18 protein-coding genes are annotated in these 20,191 nt (G+C 42.0%); 8 read left to right on the plus strand and 10 right to left on the minus strand.

Annotated elements, in window-relative coordinates:
• Positions 1-248: 248 nt before the first annotated feature.
• From L1D51_RS13880 to L1D51_RS13900, 5 genes are all read left to right on the plus strand, one after another.
• The gene (locus L1D51_RS13880; protein ID WP_239963926.1) at positions 249-2,063 is read left to right on the plus strand and encodes an assimilatory sulfite reductase (NADPH) flavoprotein subunit; all 1,815 of its coding nucleotides are present in this window, start codon (positions 249-251) and stop codon (positions 2,061-2,063) included.
• A 48-nt stretch (positions 2,064-2,111) separates the two neighbouring features.
• Positions 2,112-3,809, plus strand: coding sequence for an assimilatory sulfite reductase (NADPH) hemoprotein subunit (cysI, locus tag L1D51_RS13885; RefSeq protein WP_054563436.1), 1,698 nt, complete (start codon positions 2,112-2,114; stop codon positions 3,807-3,809).
• Between the two features lie 38 nt (positions 3,810-3,847).
• A complete protein-coding gene (locus L1D51_RS13890) occupies positions 3,848-4,588 on the plus strand; it encodes a phosphoadenylyl-sulfate reductase (protein ID WP_054563437.1) in 741 nt (246 codons plus the stop codon).
• A 100-nt stretch (positions 4,589-4,688) separates the two neighbouring features.
• A complete protein-coding gene (locus tag L1D51_RS13895) occupies positions 4,689-5,417 on the plus strand; it encodes a substrate-binding periplasmic protein (RefSeq protein WP_239963927.1) in 729 nt (242 codons plus the stop codon).
• Between the two features lie 12 nt (positions 5,418-5,429).
• Positions 5,430-5,972: a DUF4124 domain-containing protein gene (locus L1D51_RS13900; protein WP_054563439.1), complete on the plus strand. Its 543-nt coding sequence runs from the start codon at positions 5,430-5,432 to the stop codon at positions 5,970-5,972.
• Here the strand turns inward: L1D51_RS13900 and L1D51_RS13905 are convergent.
• The 5 genes from L1D51_RS13905 to L1D51_RS13925 form a co-directional block, all read right to left on the minus strand.
• On the minus strand, positions 5,969-6,214 hold the full coding sequence (locus L1D51_RS13905) for a hypothetical protein (protein WP_058584005.1): 246 nt from the start codon (positions 6,212-6,214) through the stop codon (positions 5,969-5,971). The two genes, L1D51_RS13900 and L1D51_RS13905, sit on opposite strands and share 4 nt — an antisense overlap.
• 81 nt (positions 6,215-6,295) lie before the next feature.
• The gene (locus tag L1D51_RS13910; protein ID WP_239963928.1) at positions 6,296-7,183 is read right to left on the minus strand and encodes a DUF4097 domain-containing protein; all 888 of its coding nucleotides are present in this window, start codon (positions 7,181-7,183) and stop codon (positions 6,296-6,298) included.
• Between the two features lie 188 nt (positions 7,184-7,371).
• Positions 7,372-10,122 carry an aconitate hydratase AcnA gene (acnA, locus tag L1D51_RS13915; RefSeq protein WP_055198926.1) on the minus strand — a complete coding sequence of 917 codons (2,751 nt, stop codon included), beginning with the start codon at positions 10,120-10,122 and terminating at the stop codon, positions 7,372-7,374.
• A gap of 220 nt (positions 10,123-10,342) precedes the next feature.
• Positions 10,343-10,762 carry a hypothetical protein gene (locus L1D51_RS13920; RefSeq protein ID WP_239963929.1) on the minus strand — a complete coding sequence of 140 codons (420 nt, stop codon included), beginning with the start codon at positions 10,760-10,762 and terminating at the stop codon, positions 10,343-10,345.
• 70 nt (positions 10,763-10,832) lie between these two features.
• Positions 10,833-11,207 carry an RNA-binding S4 domain-containing protein gene (locus L1D51_RS13925; protein ID WP_054563502.1) on the minus strand — a complete coding sequence of 125 codons (375 nt, stop codon included), beginning with the start codon at positions 11,205-11,207 and terminating at the stop codon, positions 10,833-10,835.
• A gap of 235 nt (positions 11,208-11,442) precedes the next feature.
• Here L1D51_RS13925 and L1D51_RS13930 point away from each other — a divergent pair, with 235 nt between their 5' ends.
• Both L1D51_RS13930 and L1D51_RS13935 read left to right on the plus strand, forming a co-directional pair.
• Positions 11,443-11,730: a hypothetical protein gene (locus tag L1D51_RS13930; RefSeq protein WP_055198928.1), complete on the plus strand. Its 288-nt coding sequence runs from the start codon at positions 11,443-11,445 to the stop codon at positions 11,728-11,730.
• Positions 11,731-11,783: 53 nt separating this feature from the next.
• Positions 11,784-12,446 carry a hypothetical protein gene (locus L1D51_RS13935; protein WP_239963930.1) on the plus strand — a complete coding sequence of 221 codons (663 nt, stop codon included), beginning with the start codon at positions 11,784-11,786 and terminating at the stop codon, positions 12,444-12,446.
• On the opposite strand, the gene L1D51_RS13940 is transcribed toward L1D51_RS13935, so the two are convergent.
• From L1D51_RS13940 to glnA, 5 genes are all read right to left on the minus strand, one after another.
• Entirely contained in the window at positions 12,443-12,901 is a 459-nt protein-coding gene (locus L1D51_RS13940) for a Crp/Fnr family transcriptional regulator (RefSeq protein ID WP_055198929.1), read from the minus strand. The genes L1D51_RS13935 and L1D51_RS13940 overlap by 4 nt on opposite strands.
• Positions 12,902-12,926: 25 nt before the next feature.
• Positions 12,927-14,312: a nitrogen regulation protein NR(I) gene (gene ntrC, locus L1D51_RS13945; RefSeq protein ID WP_055198930.1), complete on the minus strand. Its 1,386-nt coding sequence runs from the start codon at positions 14,310-14,312 to the stop codon at positions 12,927-12,929.
• Between the two features lie 18 nt (positions 14,313-14,330).
• Positions 14,331-15,401 carry a nitrogen regulation protein NR(II) gene (glnL, locus tag L1D51_RS13950; RefSeq protein ID WP_054563448.1) on the minus strand — a complete coding sequence of 357 codons (1,071 nt, stop codon included), beginning with the start codon at positions 15,399-15,401 and terminating at the stop codon, positions 14,331-14,333.
• An 80-nt stretch (positions 15,402-15,481) separates the two neighbouring features.
• The gene (locus L1D51_RS13955) at positions 15,482-16,003 is read right to left on the minus strand and encodes a DUF4124 domain-containing protein (RefSeq protein WP_239963931.1); all 522 of its coding nucleotides are present in this window, start codon (positions 16,001-16,003) and stop codon (positions 15,482-15,484) included.
• A gap of 133 nt (positions 16,004-16,136) precedes the next feature.
• Positions 16,137-17,543 carry a glutamate--ammonia ligase gene (glnA, locus tag L1D51_RS13960; RefSeq protein ID WP_054563450.1) on the minus strand — a complete coding sequence of 469 codons (1,407 nt, stop codon included), beginning with the start codon at positions 17,541-17,543 and terminating at the stop codon, positions 16,137-16,139.
• 508 nt (positions 17,544-18,051) lie between these two features.
• Between glnA and typA the strand changes: the two genes are divergently transcribed.
• Complete coding sequence (gene typA / locus L1D51_RS13965) at positions 18,052-19,875, plus strand: translational GTPase TypA (protein ID WP_054563452.1); 1,824 nt, start codon at positions 18,052-18,054, stop codon at positions 19,873-19,875.
• Positions 19,876-20,191: the final 316 nt, after the last annotated feature.

Consider the following 20,191-nt stretch of genomic DNA (forward strand, 5'->3'; position numbering starts at 1 on the left):
AAAGGTTCTTATTTGGGAATTTTTGCTTTTAACATGTTTTTTTTGGATAAATACTAAATTAATAACTAAATGGAATATCAAAGCAGATTCTATTCTTTTTTAATCGCCTCAGACCTCGTTATTCTTCACGCTCAGATAAACCTTTAAAGCATTTCTATTGAGTCTTTAAAGTCGAAAAAATTGTTCGCGAAATGACAGTAGCAAGTTCGTTTCGCAGTTAACTTTTCAGGGTTACGAGGAATAAATTCATGTTGTTAAGTCAACTAAATGCAGCGGCGAGCCCGCTATCGCAAGAGCAAGTACAGAAGCTGCAAGGCTTAGTGGCTGAACTTAATCCAATTCAGCAAGCGTGGGTAAGTGGTTACTTAGCTGCGAATGCCAACGCAGGTGCATTAACCGGTGGTGTTGCTGCCACTCCAGCTGTAGGTGATGCACCGCCGCTAACTATTTTATACGGCTCGCAAACGGGTAACGCAAAAGGCGTGGCGAGCAAGTTAAAAGAGCAGGCAGAGTCGCGCGGTCTAACTGTTAAGCTAGTAAACATGGCTGACTACAAACCAACAGCCCTGAAAAAAGAAAAGTTTATCACGGTTGTTGTTTCAACCTACGGTGAGGGTGAGCCACCAGAAGACGCTGAAAGCCTTCATGAATTCTTAACAACTAAAAAAGCACCTAAACTAGATGGTGTTAAAGTGGCTGTGATTGGCTTAGGTGATTCAAGTTATGAGTTCTTCTGTCAAACAGCAAAAGATTTTGAAGAGCGTTTTAACAAGCTTGGCGCAGAAACTATTTTCCAGCGTGCTGACCTAGATGTAGATTACGATGATGAAGCAGCTAAGTGGATTGATGGTGCACTTGATGCGTTTGAGCCTGATCTTAAAGCGCAGCAACAAGCAAGTGGTGGTCAAGTTGTGGCTATGCCATTTGCTGCAGCGGCACCAGCAGCAAGTCAATACACCAAGCAAAACCCTTTTGCTGCAGAGCTAAGTGTTGTGCAAAAAATTACCGGTCGTGATTCAACCAAAGACGTGCGTCATGTTGAAATTTCATTAGAAGGTTCAGACATTACCTATACACCGGGTGATTCGCTAGGCGTTTACTTCTTAAATGACGAAGCGCTTGTTGATGAAGTACTTACGCTTACACAAATCGATGCATCTAGCACGGTTAAACTTGGCGACGAAGAACTAAGTGTTCGTGATGCATTAATCGAAAAATTAGAATTAACTCAGTCATACCCAGGTTTTGTTGAAAAATACGCAACAGCAACTGGCAGCCCTGATTTATTAAAGTTGGTTGAAGATAAAGCGGCAATGCGTGAGTACATCGAACCTCGCCAAATCTTCGATATTATTCGTCAAAACCCAGCTCAGCTTGAAGCACAAACCTTAGTAGACTGCTTACGTAAACTACAAGCACGTTTATATTCGATCGCATCTAGCCAAGCAGAAGTTGAAGAAGAAGTTCACTTAACTGTGGGTCTGGTTGAGTTTGATGCATTTGGTAGCGAGCACTTAGGTGGTTGTTCTGGCTATTTAGCACGTCGTGCTGAAGAAGGTTGCAAAGTAAAAGTATTCAGCGAGCATAACGATAACTTCCGTTTACCGGCTAATGATGAAACGCCAATTATCATGGTAGGTCCGGGTACAGGTATTGCACCTTTCCGTGCGTTTTTACAAGAGCGTGATGCCCGTGAAGCAAGCGGTAAAAACTGGTTATTCTTTGGTAACCCACACTTTACCCAAGACTTTTTATATCAAGTAGAAATTCAAGGTTACTTGAAGTCAGGTTTACTGACAAAAGTGGATGTGGCGTTTAGCCGTGACCAAGCCGAAAAAGTATATGTTCAAGACAAACTTCGCAAAAACAGCCAAGAAGTATTTGCTTGGTTAGAAGCGGGTGCTCATTTCTATATCTGTGGTGATGCAAACCGTATGGCGAAAGATGTTCATCAGGCGCTTGTCGACATTATCAAAGAAAATAGCGGCAAAGATGATGAACAAGCTGAGCAATATTTAAAAGATTTACGTAGCGCAAACCGCTATCAGAAAGACGTGTACTAATCACGTTTAAAGCTAACAGCCGTCACTGTAACAAATTTAGGAAATACCATGAGCGAACAAGACAAAAACGTAAAGCTTTCTGATAACGAGCGTTTGAAAAGAGAAAGTAACTTTTTACGTGGCACCATTGAGCAAGATTTAAAAGACGAGATCACCGGTGGGTTCACTGCTGATAACTTCCAACTGATCCGTTTCCACGGCATGTACCAGCAAGATGACCGTGATATTCGCCCTGAGCGCGCTAAACAAAAATTAGAGCCATTACATAATGTTATGTTACGTGCTCGTATGCCTGGCGGTATCATCAAGCCTGAGCAATGGTTAGCGATTGATAAGTTTGCTGAAGAGAAAACCAGCTATGGCAGTATTCGTTTAACCACGCGTCAAACGTTCCAGTTCCATGGTGTGCTTAAGCCAAATATTAAAGGCATGCATCAAATGCTTAATAGCGTGGGTATTGACTCAATTGCAACGGCAGGCGATGTAAACCGAAACGTATTATGTACAACTAACCCAGTTGAGTCTGAGCTTCACCAAGAAGCTTACGAGTGGGCTGCGAAGATCTCTGAGCACCTATTACCAAAAACTAAAGCATACGCTGAAATTTGGTTAAATGGCGAAAAGAGTGAAACCACTGAAGAGCCAATTTTAGGTTCAACTTACTTACCGCGTAAGTTTAAAACCACAGTAACAATTCCACCGAACAATGAAGTGGATGTGCATGCGAACGACTTAAACTTCGTGGCAATTGCAGAAAACGGCAAGTTAGTTGGCTTTAACGTGTTAGTGGGTGGTGGTCTTGCGATGACTCACGGTGATACAGCAACGTATCCGCGTAAAGCAGATGACTTTGGTTTTATTCCACTTGAGCATACGTTAAAAATTGCTGAGCACGTGGTGTCTGTACAGCGTGATTGGGGTAACCGCTCTAATCGTAAAAATGCGAAAACTAAGTACACATTAGATCGTGTAGGTTCTGATGTATTTAAAGCTGAAGTTGAAAAACGTGCCGGTGTTCAATTTGAGCAAAGCCGCCCGTATGAGTTCACTCACCGTGGTGACCGTATCGGTTGGGTTGAAGGTATTGATGGTAAGCACCACTTAACGCTGTTTATTCAAAGTGGCCGTATTTTAGATTACCCAAATCAACCTCTTAAAACAGGCTGCCGTAAAATTGCTGAAATTCACCAAGGTGATTTCCGCATGACTGCAAACCAAAACTTGATCATCGCAGGTGTTCCGGCTGATCAAAAAGCGGTAATCGAAGAAATTGCTCGCAACCATGGCTTAATTGATGACAGTCATACAGAGCAGCGTAAAAACTCAATGGCGTGTGTGGCATTACCAACCTGTCCGTTAGCGATGGCTGAAGCAGAGCGCTATTTACCAAGCTTAATTGAGAAAACTGAAGCGTTATTAGCTAAGCACGGTATCAGCGATGACAACATCATTATGCGTGTTGTGGGTTGTCCGAATGGCTGTGGCCGAGCCATGTTGGCAGAAGCGGGTCTGGTTGGTAAAGGTCCGGGTAAATACAACGTGTACTTAGGCGGTAACCGCGAAGGCACGCGTATTCCAAAATTGTATTTAGAAAATGTCGGCGAAGACGTATACCTAGAAGCATTCGATAAGCTAATTGGCCAATGGGCAAATGAGCGAAATGAAGGCGAGTGTTTTGGTGATTTTGTAATTCGCAAAGGCATTGTTGCTGAAGTAAAAGTTTCAGTAACCGATTTTCACGCATAATTTTATAAGCGATACCGCTTTAAGGTTTGGAATTAACCATGAGTGAATTTAAAGACATCTTAACGATGAGCAAAGAAGACCAAACAGCCATGCTGGCTGATATTAATGGTCTTTTGGCTGATAAAAGCGCAGAAGAGCGTGTTGCGTGGGCACTTGAAAACTTACCAAGCACACACTTTTTGTCGTCGAGCTTTGGTATTCAAGCGGCGGTGATGTTGCACTTAGTGACATCGCAGCAGCCAGATATTCCTGTGGTACTGACTGACACTGGTTATTTGTTCCCTGAAACCTATCAGTTCATCGAGCAAATGACGGAGCGACTTTCGCTTAATCTTAAAGTTTATAAAGCTAAGCTTAGCCCCGCGTGGCAAGAAGCGAAGTTTGGTAAACTTTGGGAGCAAGGTGAAGCCGGTATTAAGCAGTATAATCAACTTAATAAAGTTGAGCCTATGAGCCGCGCTTTAAACGAGCTGCAAGCAGGCACTTGGTTTAGTGGTTTGCGCCGTGATCAATCATCAAGCCGTGCTGACAAGCAAATTGTTGAAATCAGCCGTGGTACTGTGAAAGTCTACCCACTTATTGAGTGGAACAACCGAGATATTTATCAGTATCTAACTAAGCATGATTTACCGTATCACCCACTTTGGGAACAAGGTTATGTGTCTATGGGTGATGTACACACCACGCGTAAACTTGAACCAGGTATGACAGAAGAAGAGACGCGTTTCTTTGGTTTAAACCGTGAATGTGGCTTACATATTGACGGTGATGGTATCTAATCCTAAATTCCTATCAGAATTTTCGTAAAGCGCAACCTAGGTTGCGCTTTTTTTGTGCTATTTATATACAATCCCTGGCTCAATTTTATGAGAGAAAATTATGAGTCGTGCTGTTGTTTTTTTATTGTTGTTTTTAATTGTGCCTTTAGTGCGAGCAGAAACTTTGAGGGTTGCGCTTTATGACACAGATTACCCTCCATACCATTTAGTTAGTGGCAAACAAAAGGGGTTAGTTGATGAGCTACTTGAGCGATTTGCTGAACAGTACAAGCTGAAAACTGACTATATTTTAGTTCCTGAGGTACGTTCACAGCATTTACTTGATGAAGGCAAGGTTGATGTGCGCTTAGAGTCTGAGCAGTGGTATCGCGGAGGTAATCAATACTATTGGAGTGATAGCATCGCAGTTGTTGAAGATATTTTAGTTATGCCGAGAGGTTGTCATATTCCAGCTATTGATGAGCTAGGTGGTTATGTGTTGATGGCCCGCTTTGGCTACACCTATCCGCAATTTGAAGCGTTGTTTGCATCTGGAAAATTGCACCGTGAGGACTTTTACTCTGAACTAGATATGCTGAAGGCTTTAGTCGACATACAGCAAAATCAACGTGTTGCTGTGATCGCAAAAAACACACTGCAGTGGTATGCCTCAAAAAATAATGCCTTTAAAAAATTGACGGTAAGTGATTACAGTGTGGGCAAAGCGCCAATGCAATTACAGTTTGCTTATAATGAAAAAGGGAAGCGTATCAGCGAGCAATTTAATGAATTTATGAAAAATCTTAAATCATCCGGTGAATTTGCTAAGATTGAGAGTAACTACCAATAATCGGTAAATGGAATGATTAAGCGTTTTTGTTACCTTGCGGTTATGCTGCTACTAACCAGTGTTGCGCTGCTGTTTTACATTAAAAAGCCAGACGGTAAACCTTACTTAGAACTGAGCATGTTCGAGCGTTACTCAGAAAAAGTTAGTGGTGATGTGAGTGATTTTGCTTCGCAAAGTGCCGATACACTTACCAGCCAAGCAAAAAAGCTCACTGAGAAATTGAGTTTTAGCAAAGACGTTAATACACCTGTTGTTGTTTATAAATGGCAAGATGAACATGGTCAGTGGCACTATGCTGATACACCTCACCCTAATTACGTTAGTACCCCGGTAAGTTTAGATCCGAACGACATAACAGTGTTACCTGCAGAGACTTTTCAGGCAGATGAGAAGCAACCAGCAACCGTTAAAGCTAACGAAGCACCTTCAGCGCTTGGCGTATACGACCCTAAAAATGTACAAAAGATGATGCAAGACGCTGAGCAAGTAAAACAGCTTATGGAGCAACGTAACAAGCAACTTGAACAGCAGCTCAAAGAGCAAGGTGGAAATTAGCTCTGTTTGTTATGTGCTTTTAGATCGCTTTCCATTTTCATCAGTAAAATAGTGAGATAAATTTTGGTAGGCAAAGAGAATAGCACACCAACGGCAATACACGCTGCGCTGATCATAATGCCATGTATACCCATACTATCACTTAAGTAATTACCAGCTAATAAAGAATGCCCCAATATAATTAGGCAAATACCTAAAATAATAAAGGTTTTTAAGATTCGAATGATAGTTTGTTCGGTCATACAAGCACCTCACTTTAGCCTTAATTAAAGTGTAGGTGCTGTTGTCATTAATAGGATTGTTCTAAATCAAGCAATTGTCGGTTATTTGTCCAATTTTACTGGGCCGTTGATGTTATTGATGCTTAAATCACCTGAACCCGCTTCGATAATTGTCAGGCCGAGTGTGTCATCCACATAAATGCTGCCAGAGCCATCGGTAATGGTAACCAGCCCTTTGATTTGTCTTACATCTATATCACCAGAGCCATCTTCAATGGTAAGCGCACCAGCCAATGTTTTAATGCTGATACTACCTGATTCATCAATAATACGTGCAGGGCCTTGGCTGTTTTCGATGCGGATATCACCAGAGTCATCTTCAATATCAATACGCCCTTGCCCTTGGTCTATCATTATTGAGCCAGAATCGTCTTCAATGCTGATATTGCCGCTGACATTGCTAATGCGAATATCCCCCGAGTCATCATCAATATTAATATTACGACCACCTTCGATCACAAGTGCTCCTGAATCATCATCAATGCTGATATCGTTTTGCATTGCACGTATCACGATATCACCTGAGTCATCATCGATCTCTAGTTTGAGGTTGCTAGGCACAGAGACAATTAAATCAATATGAGGTGATGAACCACTGTAAAACGATAAGCTACCATTATTGAGCTTACTGATAAGCTCTGCGGTGTCGCCGTGCTTTTCGAGGGTTAATGTATAGGTCTCATCGCCTTTAGCCGCATAGATATTAGCATTTACTGTGATAGCCGTGGCGTTGCTGTCGCCTTTGATGATCAGTGAACCTGCTTCGGCATCAATTTTTAGCTCGTTTAAATTTACAGCCGACACGCTTAAGTCTTGTTGTTTTTGTTCTGCGATTTGACCCGGAGAGACATGAATAACACAGCCCGTTAATAATAAACTTGATGAGATGGCCGTTGCGCAAATTGCGCGTTTGAATGATGCAATAGTCATAAGGATTCCAAAATTATTGTGATTTTTATCTGGTTAGCATTTGCAAACTATGGTCCAATTTTAACATGCTGATTTTTATGTGCTTTTCATTTTTTGTAAATAAGTGTGTTGGTCTAAACTGCAATTAATTGGTGATTTAAACAAAAAAAGGGGCTGAAAATTCAGCCCCTTAGTTAACTTAAAAGCAATTACTGCTCAGCCAGCATATTACGCAGTACATACTGTAAAATACCGCCGTGTTTGTAGTAATCCCACTCTTTCGGGGTATCTATACGCACATCAACACTAAAGCTAATTTGTTTGCCTTCACTGTTAGTGGCAATCACACTGACTTCATTGGTTTTGTCATATAAGCCTTCAAAGTCGAATGACTCTTGGCCGGTTAGACCCAGTGATTCATAGCTTTCACCTTCTTTAAATTGTAGGGGTAAAACACCCATACCAATCAAGTTTGAACGGTGAATACGCTCATAGCTTTGTGCAATAACGGCTTTAACACCAAGTAAAAGTGAACCTTTAGCAGCCCAGTCGCGTGATGAGCCTGTGCCATATTCCGCGCCCGCTAAAATGATCAGTGGCGTGCCATCTTGCTGATATTGCATCGCTGCATCATAAATGCTGGCGAGCTCATCGCTTGGTTGCATACGAGTCACACCGCCTTCGGTACCCGGTGCTAATAGATTACGTAAACGCACATTAGCAAAGGTACCGCGCATCATTACTTCGTGGTTACCACGACGCGAACCGTACGAGTTAAATTGTGCTTTTTGTACACCGTGCTCTTGCAAGTAAAGACCTGCTGGTGCATCCGCTTTAATCGCACCTGCTGGCGAGATGTGGTCAGTGGTAACTGAGTCACCTAATTTTGCTAAACAGCGCGCACCACTAATGCTAGGAATGCCAGGAGGCTCAATCTCCATACCATCAAAGAATGGTGCTTTTTTGATGTAGGTTGACGCATCATCCCAATCATAAAGTTTGCCATCAGGAATTTGAATTTTCTGCCAACGATCATCGCCTTGATATACGTTGCCATAGCTTGATGCGAACATTTCTTTGGTTACAGTTTCGCGGACGAGTTCGTTCACTTCACTAACACTTGGCCAGATATTTTTTAGATAAATGTCATTACCATTAGGGTCTTGCGCAAGCGGCTCGTTATAAACGTCTATATCTGTACGACCCGCAATTGCGTATGCAACCACAAGAGGTGGTGACGCTAAGAAGTTCATTTTCACATCTTGGTGAATACGCCCTTCAAAGTTACGGTTACCCGATAAAATAGAGCTTACAACCAGTTTATGCTTTTGAATTGCATCGGTGATTTCATCAGCTAGTGGGCCTGAGTTACCGATACAGGTTGTACAACCATAACCGACAAGGTTAAAGCCTAAGGCATCTAAGTCATCCATTAAGTCGGCTTTTTTCAAGTAATCAGTCACCACTTGTGAGCCTGGAGCAAGTGAGGTTTTAACCCATGGCTTAACCTTTAATCCTAATTGTTTGGCTTTTTTAGCCACTAGGCCAGCAGCTAAAATAACACTTGGGTTTGACGTGTTTGTACAACTTGTAATTGCAGCAATGACACAAGCACCATCATTAAGCTCAAACTCTTCGCCTTTAAAGTTAACCTTAGCTGCGCCCATAAACTGTGCTTCGTTTACTGGCTCATCAGGGTTGGTGGTTGGGCCTTCATCTTCAATGCGCGCTTCTTGAACATCGCTTTTATCGCGATGTTGCATACGTTCTTCTTGAAAGCCTTTTAAGTGCTCACCAATAATGCTACCTGCTTTATCAAGGGCAATTCTATCTTGCGGACGCTTAGGTCCAGCAAGGCTTGGCACAACATCATCAAGTGATAACTCTAGTGTGTCGGTATAATGAGCTTCATCGCCAGGGTTACGCCATAAGCCTTGGTGCTTTGCATAGTCCTCGATGAGTTTAAGTTGTTTGTCATCGCGGTTAGTTAAACGTAGGTAGTTAATGGTTTCATCATCAATTGGGAAAATACCGCAGGTTGCACCATACTCAGGCGCCATGTTTGCAATAGTTGCACGGTCTGCAAGCGGTAAATCAGCAAGACCATCACCATAAAACTCAACAAATTTACCCACTACGCCATGGTTACGCAGCATTTCTGTTACGGTTAGCACAAGGTCTGTTGCGGTCGTACCTTCTGGTAGGCGACCATTGAGCTTAAAGCCAACGACCTGTGGAATAAGTAAGCTGATTGGTTGACCAAGCATTGCGGCTTCGGCTTCAATACCACCGACACCCCAGCCTAATACCCCAAGACCATTGATCATGGTGGTGTGCGAATCGGTTCCGACTAGGGTATCTGGGTAGGCGAGTGATTTACCATTTTTACTATCGTTAAATACCACGCGGGCTAAATACTCTAAATTAACTTGGTGTACGATGCCGGTTGCTGGTGGCACGACTTTCAAGTTATCGAAGGCAGTTTGCCCCCAGCGTAAAAATTCGTAACGCTCTTTGTTACGCTCATATTCAAGTTTCGCATTTAAGTCGAATGAGCCATCTTCACCGTAGCCGTCAACTTGCACTGAGTGGTCAATAACAAGCTCAGCAGGTGACAGCGGATTAATTTTTGCAGGGTCGCCGCCAAGTTTTTCCATGGCATCACGCATCGCGGCTAAATCGACAATGGCGGGTACGCCAGTAAAATCTTGCATTACAACGCGAGCAGGTGTAAACGCTACTTCTGCTGATGGTTTCGCTTGAGGGTCCCAGTTTAGTAAAGCATCGATATCTTGCTTTTTAATATTAACGCCATCTTCATTGCGCAACAGGTTTTCAAGTAAGATTTTTAGAGAGAATGGCAGACGTTTTGCTTTGTCGCCTAAACCTTGTAAAGAGTGAATATGGTATTGCTCACCATTAATCGTAAGCTGCTTTTGGGTATCAAAACTGTTATTCATTATTTGCCCCTGTGGTTTGAGCAAGCAATTTGGCTTGCTTTGTTGTTTCCTTTTCGAAATAGACACAGTGTTATTGCAAACTTAATACCAGCTGAGAAATTCATCTAGCTGATGAAAAAATATGCTACCTAATATAGTTGCTGCTGATGTGATTTATTTCAAGGGAAGGAGGCAGATAAAAAGGGTAGTCACTTTAAACTACCCTCAGAAATAAGTGTTTTTAGTTAAGCCAGTTTTGTTGTTTACCTTTATGGCTAATAAACAGTAATAGTAAACCAATAATGATAACACACAATGGCATTGCTAATGCGCTAGTACCAAACATAACAAGGCTATCTATCACCACAAAATTATAATATTGCTGGACTAATACGGCGATAAACGAGATTAAAAATAACTCGCGCGCAAGGGCTTTTTTTGCCAGTAATAAGATGCTCGCGAAGCTTGCTGCAAACACGGCTATCGCAAAGGCAGCCGTTGACCAGAGCGGTATGTCGCGGTATGCGGCTTGTTGTGCTTCGGGGAGTTGGTTAATCATTTCGGGTGTGATCAACAGTTGCATTACGAACGCAATGACACCTAAAAGATTCCATACAAGGGCTGCCCAAGCAAGTGGCTTGAGCCAAGCTGGAGGATTCATAAATCACCTTTTATTGTTGTTATAATCGCATTCAATTAAAGGTGATTTATGCTAACTAAGCAAGCTCTAGTTAACCAAACGAGATAGGGCGGCGACCGGTTTTTTCGTCTACTTTTGGTTTTTTAGTACGTTTACGCTTCGATTTTTTTGGCGCTTCTTCAGCGCTTTGTGGTTGTGCTTTTTGTACCGGTTCCGGTGGGCGAGGATTTGGTGTTGCATCTTCGCTTAGTGTTAGTTGGAACAACTCACCGTCGAAAGCCAACACGTCACCACTGTATAATTTTTTCCGTTTTATTGTACAAATTTCATAGTTAACCCCAACATAACCTTCACCAATTAAGGCTTTTGCTTGGCCGCCTGTTTCGACTAGGTCGAGCACTTTTAGCAAGTTGCATAACTCTATTGGCTCTTCTTCTAGTTCAATTTCGATGAAATCTTCGTTCATGTTGGTCTCTCTTAATTCAATCGCAGCCATTATAAAGCCTAGCACTCAATTGAACCAAGATTAAATTTTTAAGCTCTTCAAGCGGTTAAAATTTGCAGCAATAAATAATCCGACATTTTTACAAGCAGTAAAAAAACTGCAGTATTTGCTGGGTACACTGCGCGCGTTTGGAATTGGTGTACAAATTGCTAAATGCATGTCCGTTTCATTTTTTATTCGTTCAGGAGAAGTTGTAATGGGCGTAAGATCAGCGCTAAGAAAAGAGTTAATGGGTTTGCAAGATTCGTCATTGCTTGCTGCAGATGATGTGCGAGCTTTGTTAACGCAAACAATTAAGTCTCAGCCTGAAAAATCAGAACAAGGTTTTGCGTTAATTTCGCGCTTTAATGATAACCATAGCCAGTTAAGTTCAGGTGAAACAAACAAAGAAAAGCTGCTTCAGCATCAAACTCACCGTTTATTTAAAGATATTCTATATACCCGTCAAAGTGTTAATAGTTGGCTAAAAAAACATCTTAGTTGATTTATTGTTTTTCTCATTTTAGACTACGTTTGTAATCTAAAGTGAGAGAGAGCATGAAAAGGATAATTTCAGCAGCCATATTTTTAGTTTTGGCAGGTTGTCAGCAACCAACAGTTTACGTATACACAGAAAACCTTGAACAGTCGCAGTTGCAATCATTAGAGCAAGCATTAAATAAACAAAGCTTACCCTATGAATATACCCAGCTTCCTGTGCCAAGAGAGTTTACTGATGCAACCTTAATGTTATCGAGCGATAAGATTCTTACTCATGAAGCCGAGCAACTAGCTGAAATTATGCAGGGACTGGGTTATCAAGCCGAAATTAAGTACACCACAGATGCCAATCACTTTTACAATCATGGCAATATTGGCTTTTACTTAAGAGCTAAAAATACCACCACCCGTTTTACTATGCCGGCTCGTGTACTCACCACTGGATGCGTTGAAGACAAGTATAATGATCTTGCAGTTACATTTAATGATAAGCAGGCACACTTTACCCTTACAAGCGGTAGAAAAGTTTCCCTAAATTGGGATTATTTATATGGCTACCTAGTCATTTATTATAAAAATTATTCGCAAACATACAGTCATTTAACGCCAGAAGTGAGCACCCCTTTTGGTATGAAACCATCAGATACTTACCGTTACACGGCACGTGTTAATAGCCCAAGTTGGTTAAATTGCTCATTGCAAATTGTGTATATGGACTAGCTTCGCGACTCAAGGTAATTACTAAGCTTAGTAATACGCTCACTCATGCCTTCGATTATGCGATCTTTAATTTTTTCACGGATCACATTAGGTAAGCGGGTGAGTGCTTCAGGGGAAATAGCTAACAAAATGGTATCGACTTTTGCGCGTGCGCTGGTACTGTGCTCTCGGTTATTGATAAAAGCACCTTCACCGATAAATTCACCGGGCTCAATGGTGCCAAGTTCGAGTAAATGACTTTGTTTGAATACCATCAGTGAGCCGCTTAGCACGATATAAAGCCGTTTATCAGCATCGTATTGTTTAAAAACAGCGCGGCCTTGTTTGACCAAATACAAATGACTGAATGACTCTAATAACACTTGTCGTTCACTGAGAGTAAACTCTCTAAAGAACGACAATCTGTTAATTATTTCCATTTGTTTAATTAGTGGAATGTGCTCGATTAACTTCATTGACTCACATAGGTATAGCGCGAAATTAGCTAATATTGCGCTCTTTTAGCTTGCGGGTCAATGTATTGCGGCCCCAACCAATCTTCACTGCGGCTTCTTGCTTGTGGCCAGCACAGTTGGCAAGGGCGGTTTTAATCAAACGAGTTTCGAGTTGTGCTTGAATGGCTGGCCAAATATTTTCTTTGCCTTGTTTAAGTTCAAGGTTAAGCCATTGTTGAAATGCATCTAGCCAATCACCTTCTTGCTCAGTCGGTGTAACAGCAACAATCTCTGGTGGTAAATCTTGCTCGCTGATCAGCTCACCCGGTGCCATAACCGTTAACCAGCGGCAGGTATTCTCTAATTGGCGCACGTTACCTGGCCAATTGAATAAGCGCAGTTGCTCAGTAGCTTTAGGGCTTAAAATTTTGCTTTCAACCTGCAACTCTTTGGCACTTTTATGTAAAAAGTGTTGTGCTAGTCGTTCAATATCTTCAGTACGCTCACGTAACGCGGGTAAGCGTAAACGCACCACGTTTAAGCGATGGAATAAGTCGTCACGAAACTTACCTTGTTTTACCAAGTCTTCGAGGTTTTGGTGCGTTGCAGCGATAATACGTACATCAACTTTAATACTTTGATGACCACCAACACGGTAAAACTCACCATCGGCTAACACGCGTAATAAACGTGTTTGTACATCGAGCGGCATATCACCTATTTCATCTAAAAATAAGGTGCCGCCATTCGCTTGTTCAAAACGGCCTTTACGAATACTGTCGGCTCCAGTGAACGCGCCTTTTTCGTGACCGAATAACTCTGACTCGACCAATTCTTTTGGAATGGCAGCCATATTCAAAGCTATAAATTGGTTTTCTTTACGAGGGCTGTGGTTATGCAGGGCACTTGCAACTAGCTCTTTACCTGTCCCTGACTCACCATTAATCAGAACGCTCATACTTGATGCTGATAATTTACCAATTGCCCTAAACACCTCTTGCATAGCAGGCGCTTCGCCTATGATATGCGCATTGGTTTGTGGTGCTTGCTTACGTTTAGTTTTTTTCGTTGAATTAGCACGGCATGCGCTTTCAACCAGCGCGACAGCTTCATCTAAATCGAACGGTTTAGCGAGATACTCAAATGCCCCTTTTTGGAAGGCATTAACCGCTGAGTCTAAGTCTGAGTGAGCGGTCATGATGATCACTGGCAGGCCTGGGTTTTGCTCAGCAATAGTCTCAAGTAACGCCATGCCGTCCATACCCGGCATTCGTACATCAGATACTAATACCGTTGGCTGGCTAAACTTTAATGCATTAAGCACATCTTGTGCGTTCGCATAGCTTTCAGTTTCAAATCCTGCACGTGCCAACGCTTTCTCTAGTACAAAGCGAATTGAGGCATCATCATCAACTAACCAGACTGTTTTCATGACTACTCCAAAAAACCATTAATCCGTAAAAGGCAAATAGATATTAAATTCTGTATGGCCTGGCCAACTGTCACAATCAATGTGGCCATCATGTTGGTCAACCAAGGTTTGCGCTATCGATAAACCAAGCCCTGATCCATTTTCTTTGTTGGTGATCATTGGGTAGAACAAGGTTTCACGTAAGCTCTTGTCTATACCTGGGCCGTTATCCGAAATTTGGATCAGCAAGGTTTTTTTCGGCGCCTTACCTGGGCGCCTGTGTTGATGATTGATGCGGGTTTTTATTCTTATCTCGCCACCATCAACCAGTGCCTGTTGTGCATTACGAATAATGTTCAGTACCACTTGTTGAATTTTACTTTGGTCAATGTACACACTCGGTATACTTGGATCATAGTCTTTCACTAAAGTGATATTGGCATTGTTATCTAACATGCTCAGCTTAATCACTGACTCTAACGCTTGGTGAATGTTGCCATAGGATTTATGTGGCAATTGATTCGGACCAAGTAAGCGGTCTACAAGCTCGCGTAAACGGTCTGCTTGTTCAATGATTAATTCGGCACATTGATCACGTTCTTGCTGATCAACCTCATATTGCAATAATTGCGCCGCTCCGCGAATTCCACCTAAAGGATTTTTAATTTCGTGTGCCAAACCGCGAATTAGATTACGTGCTGCTTGATACTGATGCATTTGGTTCGAAGCTTGATCGTGGCGAATTTCATCATCCATTTGGCGGCATTCAAACAAAATATAATTTTCATCATTGCTGCTTATTCGTCGCGTGCTAATGGTCAGCTTGGCATGGCGAGAATCGACGAACACCACGTCAGCTCTATGCTGGTGGCAATCAACACCATCGAACAACGAATACTGAGCAATGCGTTTTAAGTCTATTGAGTGGTAATTGAATAGGTTATCGAACGGTTGGTTGATAATGCGCTTGGGTCCTAAACCTAAAAGCTCACTGGCGCTATCGTTTGCATAAACCAGTTTAAAATCTCGGTCGAGTAAAATGACAGCAGTACTTAAATTTTTCCAAATACTGTCGAGCAGTTCAGAGTTAAAATGTGTTTCACTGAGCATGGTTGCACCATTTTAGTGCGTTTCAATTTAGTGCAGCTTAGCATACTCTTTTTACTTTGCGAGAAGTCATGCCAAAAACCTTAGTTTCCGCCATAAATTGAGGTTCTGTGCATGAAAAAGGTGCTGACTGGGCTAACCGAAACGAGTTTATTATTAGCATCATAAAGTTTAGCTTGTAATGTGTGTTCTCCACGCTCGACCTCTCTTAGTGCAAAGGTCGTGCTATTACTTGGTGCACCATGGGCAGAACCATCAAATAAAAGTTGTACTTTAAATCCGTTTTCAAAGCGTGGGCTAATTCGAGCAGTGACATACACTGAACCGGTATTTTCTCGCACGGTTGCTTCATTAGCAGGAGAAGCAATACTGACTTTAAATTTGACAGGTGTCGCACTTGGTGCGCTATCAAGTATGCTGGTGTCGGTAGCTGGCATGGTCAGGTTTTGGGTATTCATCTTTACTTCGGTAGCGCCAGGGCGCGGTGTATCAGAAAATACTAAAACGCCGTTTTTATCTTTCCAAGAATACACTTTCTGCGCTGCGCTATAGCCAAAAAAGCTTATAAAAATCAGCGATAGTACCAATAAAGTTGTGCTTTTCACCCTGCAACCCTGCATTTTTTAATCTAAATAAAACTGTAGAGTAGAACCCGCTCAATTACCATTAAAAAAGCCCGCAGAGCGGGCTTGAGAACACACATTTATTATCTTTTAGATAATTCTGCTACAGCGTGTGTTACACGCTGTAGTACATTTCGAACTCAACTGGGTGAGTTGTCATGTTAAGTTTTTCAACTTCTTGACCTTTAAGCGCGATGTATGCATCGATTAGGTCATCAGTGAATACGCCACCTTGAGTTAAGAACTCACGGTCAGCGTCTAATGATGCTAGTGCTTCAGATAAAGAAGATGCAACTTGTGGGATCTCAGCTGCTTCTTCAGCAGGTAGATCGTATAAGTCTTTGTCCATTGCATCGCCAGGGTGGATCTTGTTTTTGATACCGTCTAGGCCAGCCATAAGCATTGCAGAGAATGCTAAGTATGGGTTAGCTGTTGGATCAGGGAAACGAATTTCGATACGACGTGCTTTTGCAGACGGTACCACTGGGATACGGATTGAAGCAGAACGGTTACGTGCAGAATATGCAAGCATTACTGGTGCTTCGAAGCCTGGTACTAGGCGCTTGTATGAGTTAGTTGATGCGTTAGCAAATGCGTTGATTGCTTTAGCGTGCTTGATGATACCACCGATGTAGTAAAGAGCTTCTTCAGATAGACCAGCGTATTTGTCACCAGCGAAGATGTTTACGCCATCTTTACCTAGAGATTGGTGGCAGTGCATACCAGAACCGTTATCACCTACGATTGGTTTAGGCATGAATGTCGCTGTTTTTCCGTAAAGGTGAGCCATGTTATGGATAACATATTTCATCTCTTGAATTTCGTCAGCTTTTAATACCATTGTATTGAAGCGCGTTGCGATCTCATTTTGACCTGCAGTTGCTACTTCGTGGTGGTGAGCTTCAACTACTTGACCTAGTTCTTCAAGAACTAAACAAGTTGCTGAACGCCAGTCTTGTGATGAATCAACAGGAGAACACGGGAAGTAACCGCCTTTAACACCTGGACGGTGACCCATGTTGCCACCTTCGTAATCTTTATCTGAGTTCCAAGCAGCTTCTACAGAATCGATTTTGTACATAGAACCAGACATGTCTGATTTGTATTTAACGTCATCAAAAAGGAAGAACTCTGGCTCTGGACCGAATAAAACAGTGTCAGCAATACCAGTAGAACGCATGTACTCTTCAGCGCGTTTTGCAACAGAACGTGGATCACGCTCATAACCTTGAAGTGTTGAAGGCTCAACTACGTCACAACGTACGATTAGTGTAGCTTCTTCAGAAAACGGGTCCATTTTCGCAGACTCAGGAACAGGCATAAGTACCATGTCTGATTCGTTGATACCTTTCCAGCCAGCAATTGAAGAACCGTCAAACATTTTGCCGTCTTCGAAGAAATCTTCATCAATTTGATGATGAGGAATAGAAACATGCTGTTCTTTACCTTTGGTATCAGTAAAGCGTAAATCAATGAACTTAACGTCATTTTCTTTGATAAAATCTAAAACCGATTGTGACATGTGTCCTCCAATTGTTGGGTTTTATTTTTTGCTGCATTATTGCTTTTCGCTTATATAAGCTGGTTTCGTGCCATTTTTTTAACACCTTGTTTAGACTTACAAAAAACAAACAAGGCTTTGTTTTGTTAACTTTTGTTGCACTAAATTGGTGCGTAAAAAGATCATTGTGGTGCGTAAAAAGTGCGACCTTGTTTTGCACAATTATTGAGCGTGCCAATTTTTCTGTTATGAACACGATTTAGTGCCAAAATATGGTTCAAAAACGAAAATTTCGCCAGTTTTGAGCTAAGATTCACTTTAATTTTCATAAATTTGTCATTTATAAAACAGATACTTATAAAAAGCTTGAAGAAAGTTTATAAATTTATATTGGATAAACTTTCATCCATGCCATTATTAAGGGATAATATGCGCCCTTTTAAATCCTATGCTGGGACATCTGGTGAAAACGCAGGTGAGTGCGTAGATCTTGCAGGATCAATGAGATTCAATTTCTCTGAGAAAAAATATGAGCATCGAAAAGTTAAGAAATATAGCGATTATCGCCCACGTTGACCACGGTAAAACAACTTTGGTTGATAAACTGCTTGAGCAATCAGGCACATTAGAAACGCGCGGCGGTAACGAAGAGCGCGTAATGGACTCAAACGACATTGAGAAAGAGCGTGGTATTACCATTTTAGCTAAAAACACAGCTATCTCTTGGAACGACTACCATATCAATATCGTAGACACCCCAGGACACGCCGACTTCGGTGGTGAAGTAGAACGCGTACTTTCGATGGCTGACTCAGTATTACTACTTGTTGATGCTCAAGAAGGTCCAATGCCGCAAACGCGTTTCGTAACGCAAAAAGCATTCGCACAAGGTTTAACACCGATTGTTGTTATCAACAAAATCGACAAACCAGGCGCACGTCCTGACTGGGTTATGGACCAAGTTTTCGACTTATTCGATAACTTAGGTGCAACTGATGAACAGTTAGACTTTAAAGTAATCTATGCATCAGCTATCAACGGCTGGGCAACAATGGATTTAGACGAGCCATCAGAAAACATGGAACCAATGTTCCAGATGATCGTTGACGAAGTATCTCCACCGGATGCAGATCCTGAAGGTGCTTTCCAAATGCAAATTTCTCAGCTTGACTACAACTCGTACATCGGTGTTATCGGTGTAGGTCGTATCAAGCGTGGTACTGTTCGCCCTAACCAACAAGTAACAATTGTTAGTGCAGATGGTACTAAGCGTAATGGTAAAGTTGGCCAAGTAATGAGCTACTTAGGTCTTGAGCGTCATGAAGCAGAGTCTGCAGGCGCGGGTGACATCATTGCTATCACAGGTCTTGGTGAGCTGAAAATCTCAGACACTATCTGTGATGTAAATACCGTTGAAGCATTACCACCGCTAAGTGTTGATGAGCCTACAGTAACAATGACGTTCTCTGTAAATACATCACCATTTGCTGGTAAAGAAGGTAAATTCGTAACTTCACGTAACATCCTTGAGCGTTTACAAGCTGAGCTTGTTCACAACGTTGCATTACGTGTTGAAGAAACTGACAACCCAGATAGCTTCCGTGTTTCTGGTCGTGGTGAGTTACACTTAGGTATCTTAATCGAGAACATGCGTCGTGAAGGTTACGAGCTTGCTGTATCTCGTCCACAAGTAATCCTTCGTGAAGTTGATGGTCAAAAAGAAGAGCCATACGAAACACTTACAATCGACTGTCAAGAAGAGCACCAAGGTTCTATCATGGAACAAATTGGTCTTCGTAAGGGTGAACTAACAGACATGTCTCCAGATGGTAAAGGCCGTGTACGTATGGACTTTATGATCCCAAGCCGTGGCTTAATTGGTTTCCAAACTGAGTTCATGACATTAACGTCTGGTTCTGGTCTTCTTTACCACACATTCGATCACTATGGTCCACACAAAGGCGGTACTATCGGTGCTCGTAAGAATGGTGTAATGATTGCAAACGCAACAGGTAAAGCACTTACTAACGCATTATTCAACTTACAAGACCGTGGTAAGTTATTCATCGGTCACGGTGTTGAAGTTTACGAAGGTATGGTTATCGGTATCCACAGCCGTGACAACGACCTAACAGTAAACGCGCTTAAAGGTAAGCAACTTACAAACGTTCGTGCATCTGGTACAGATGAAGCACAAACACTTGTTCCACCACTAAACTACACGCTTGAACAAGCGATTGAGTTCATCGATGATGACGAGTTAGTGGAAGTGACACCTGAAAACATCCGTATCCGTAAGCGTCACTTAACTGAAAGTGAGCGTAAGCGTGCGAGCCGTCAAGCTAAAGACTAATAACGTCTTTTAGTTTCAMAAAATTAAAACCGCCGTATTGAAAAATACGGCGGTTTTTTGTTGTATGATTAGCCGTTAGCCGTTAGCCGTCAAAAATCGAGAAGTTAGATTTCAGAAGTCAGATATCAGTTGATCGAGAGGGGGGTTATTTTTTAGGTAATTACACAAACAATCTTGTTGTTAAGGAAATGTATTTTACTTTGTTCTAACCACTAACCACTAACCACTAACCACTAACCACTAACCACTAACCACTAACCACTAACCACTAACCACTAACCACTAACCACTAACCACTAACCACTAACCACTAACC

Origin of the sequence: Pseudoalteromonas shioyasakiensis, assembly GCF_022398475.1 — a bacterium.
GTDB lineage: Bacteria > Pseudomonadota > Gammaproteobacteria > Enterobacterales > Alteromonadaceae > Pseudoalteromonas.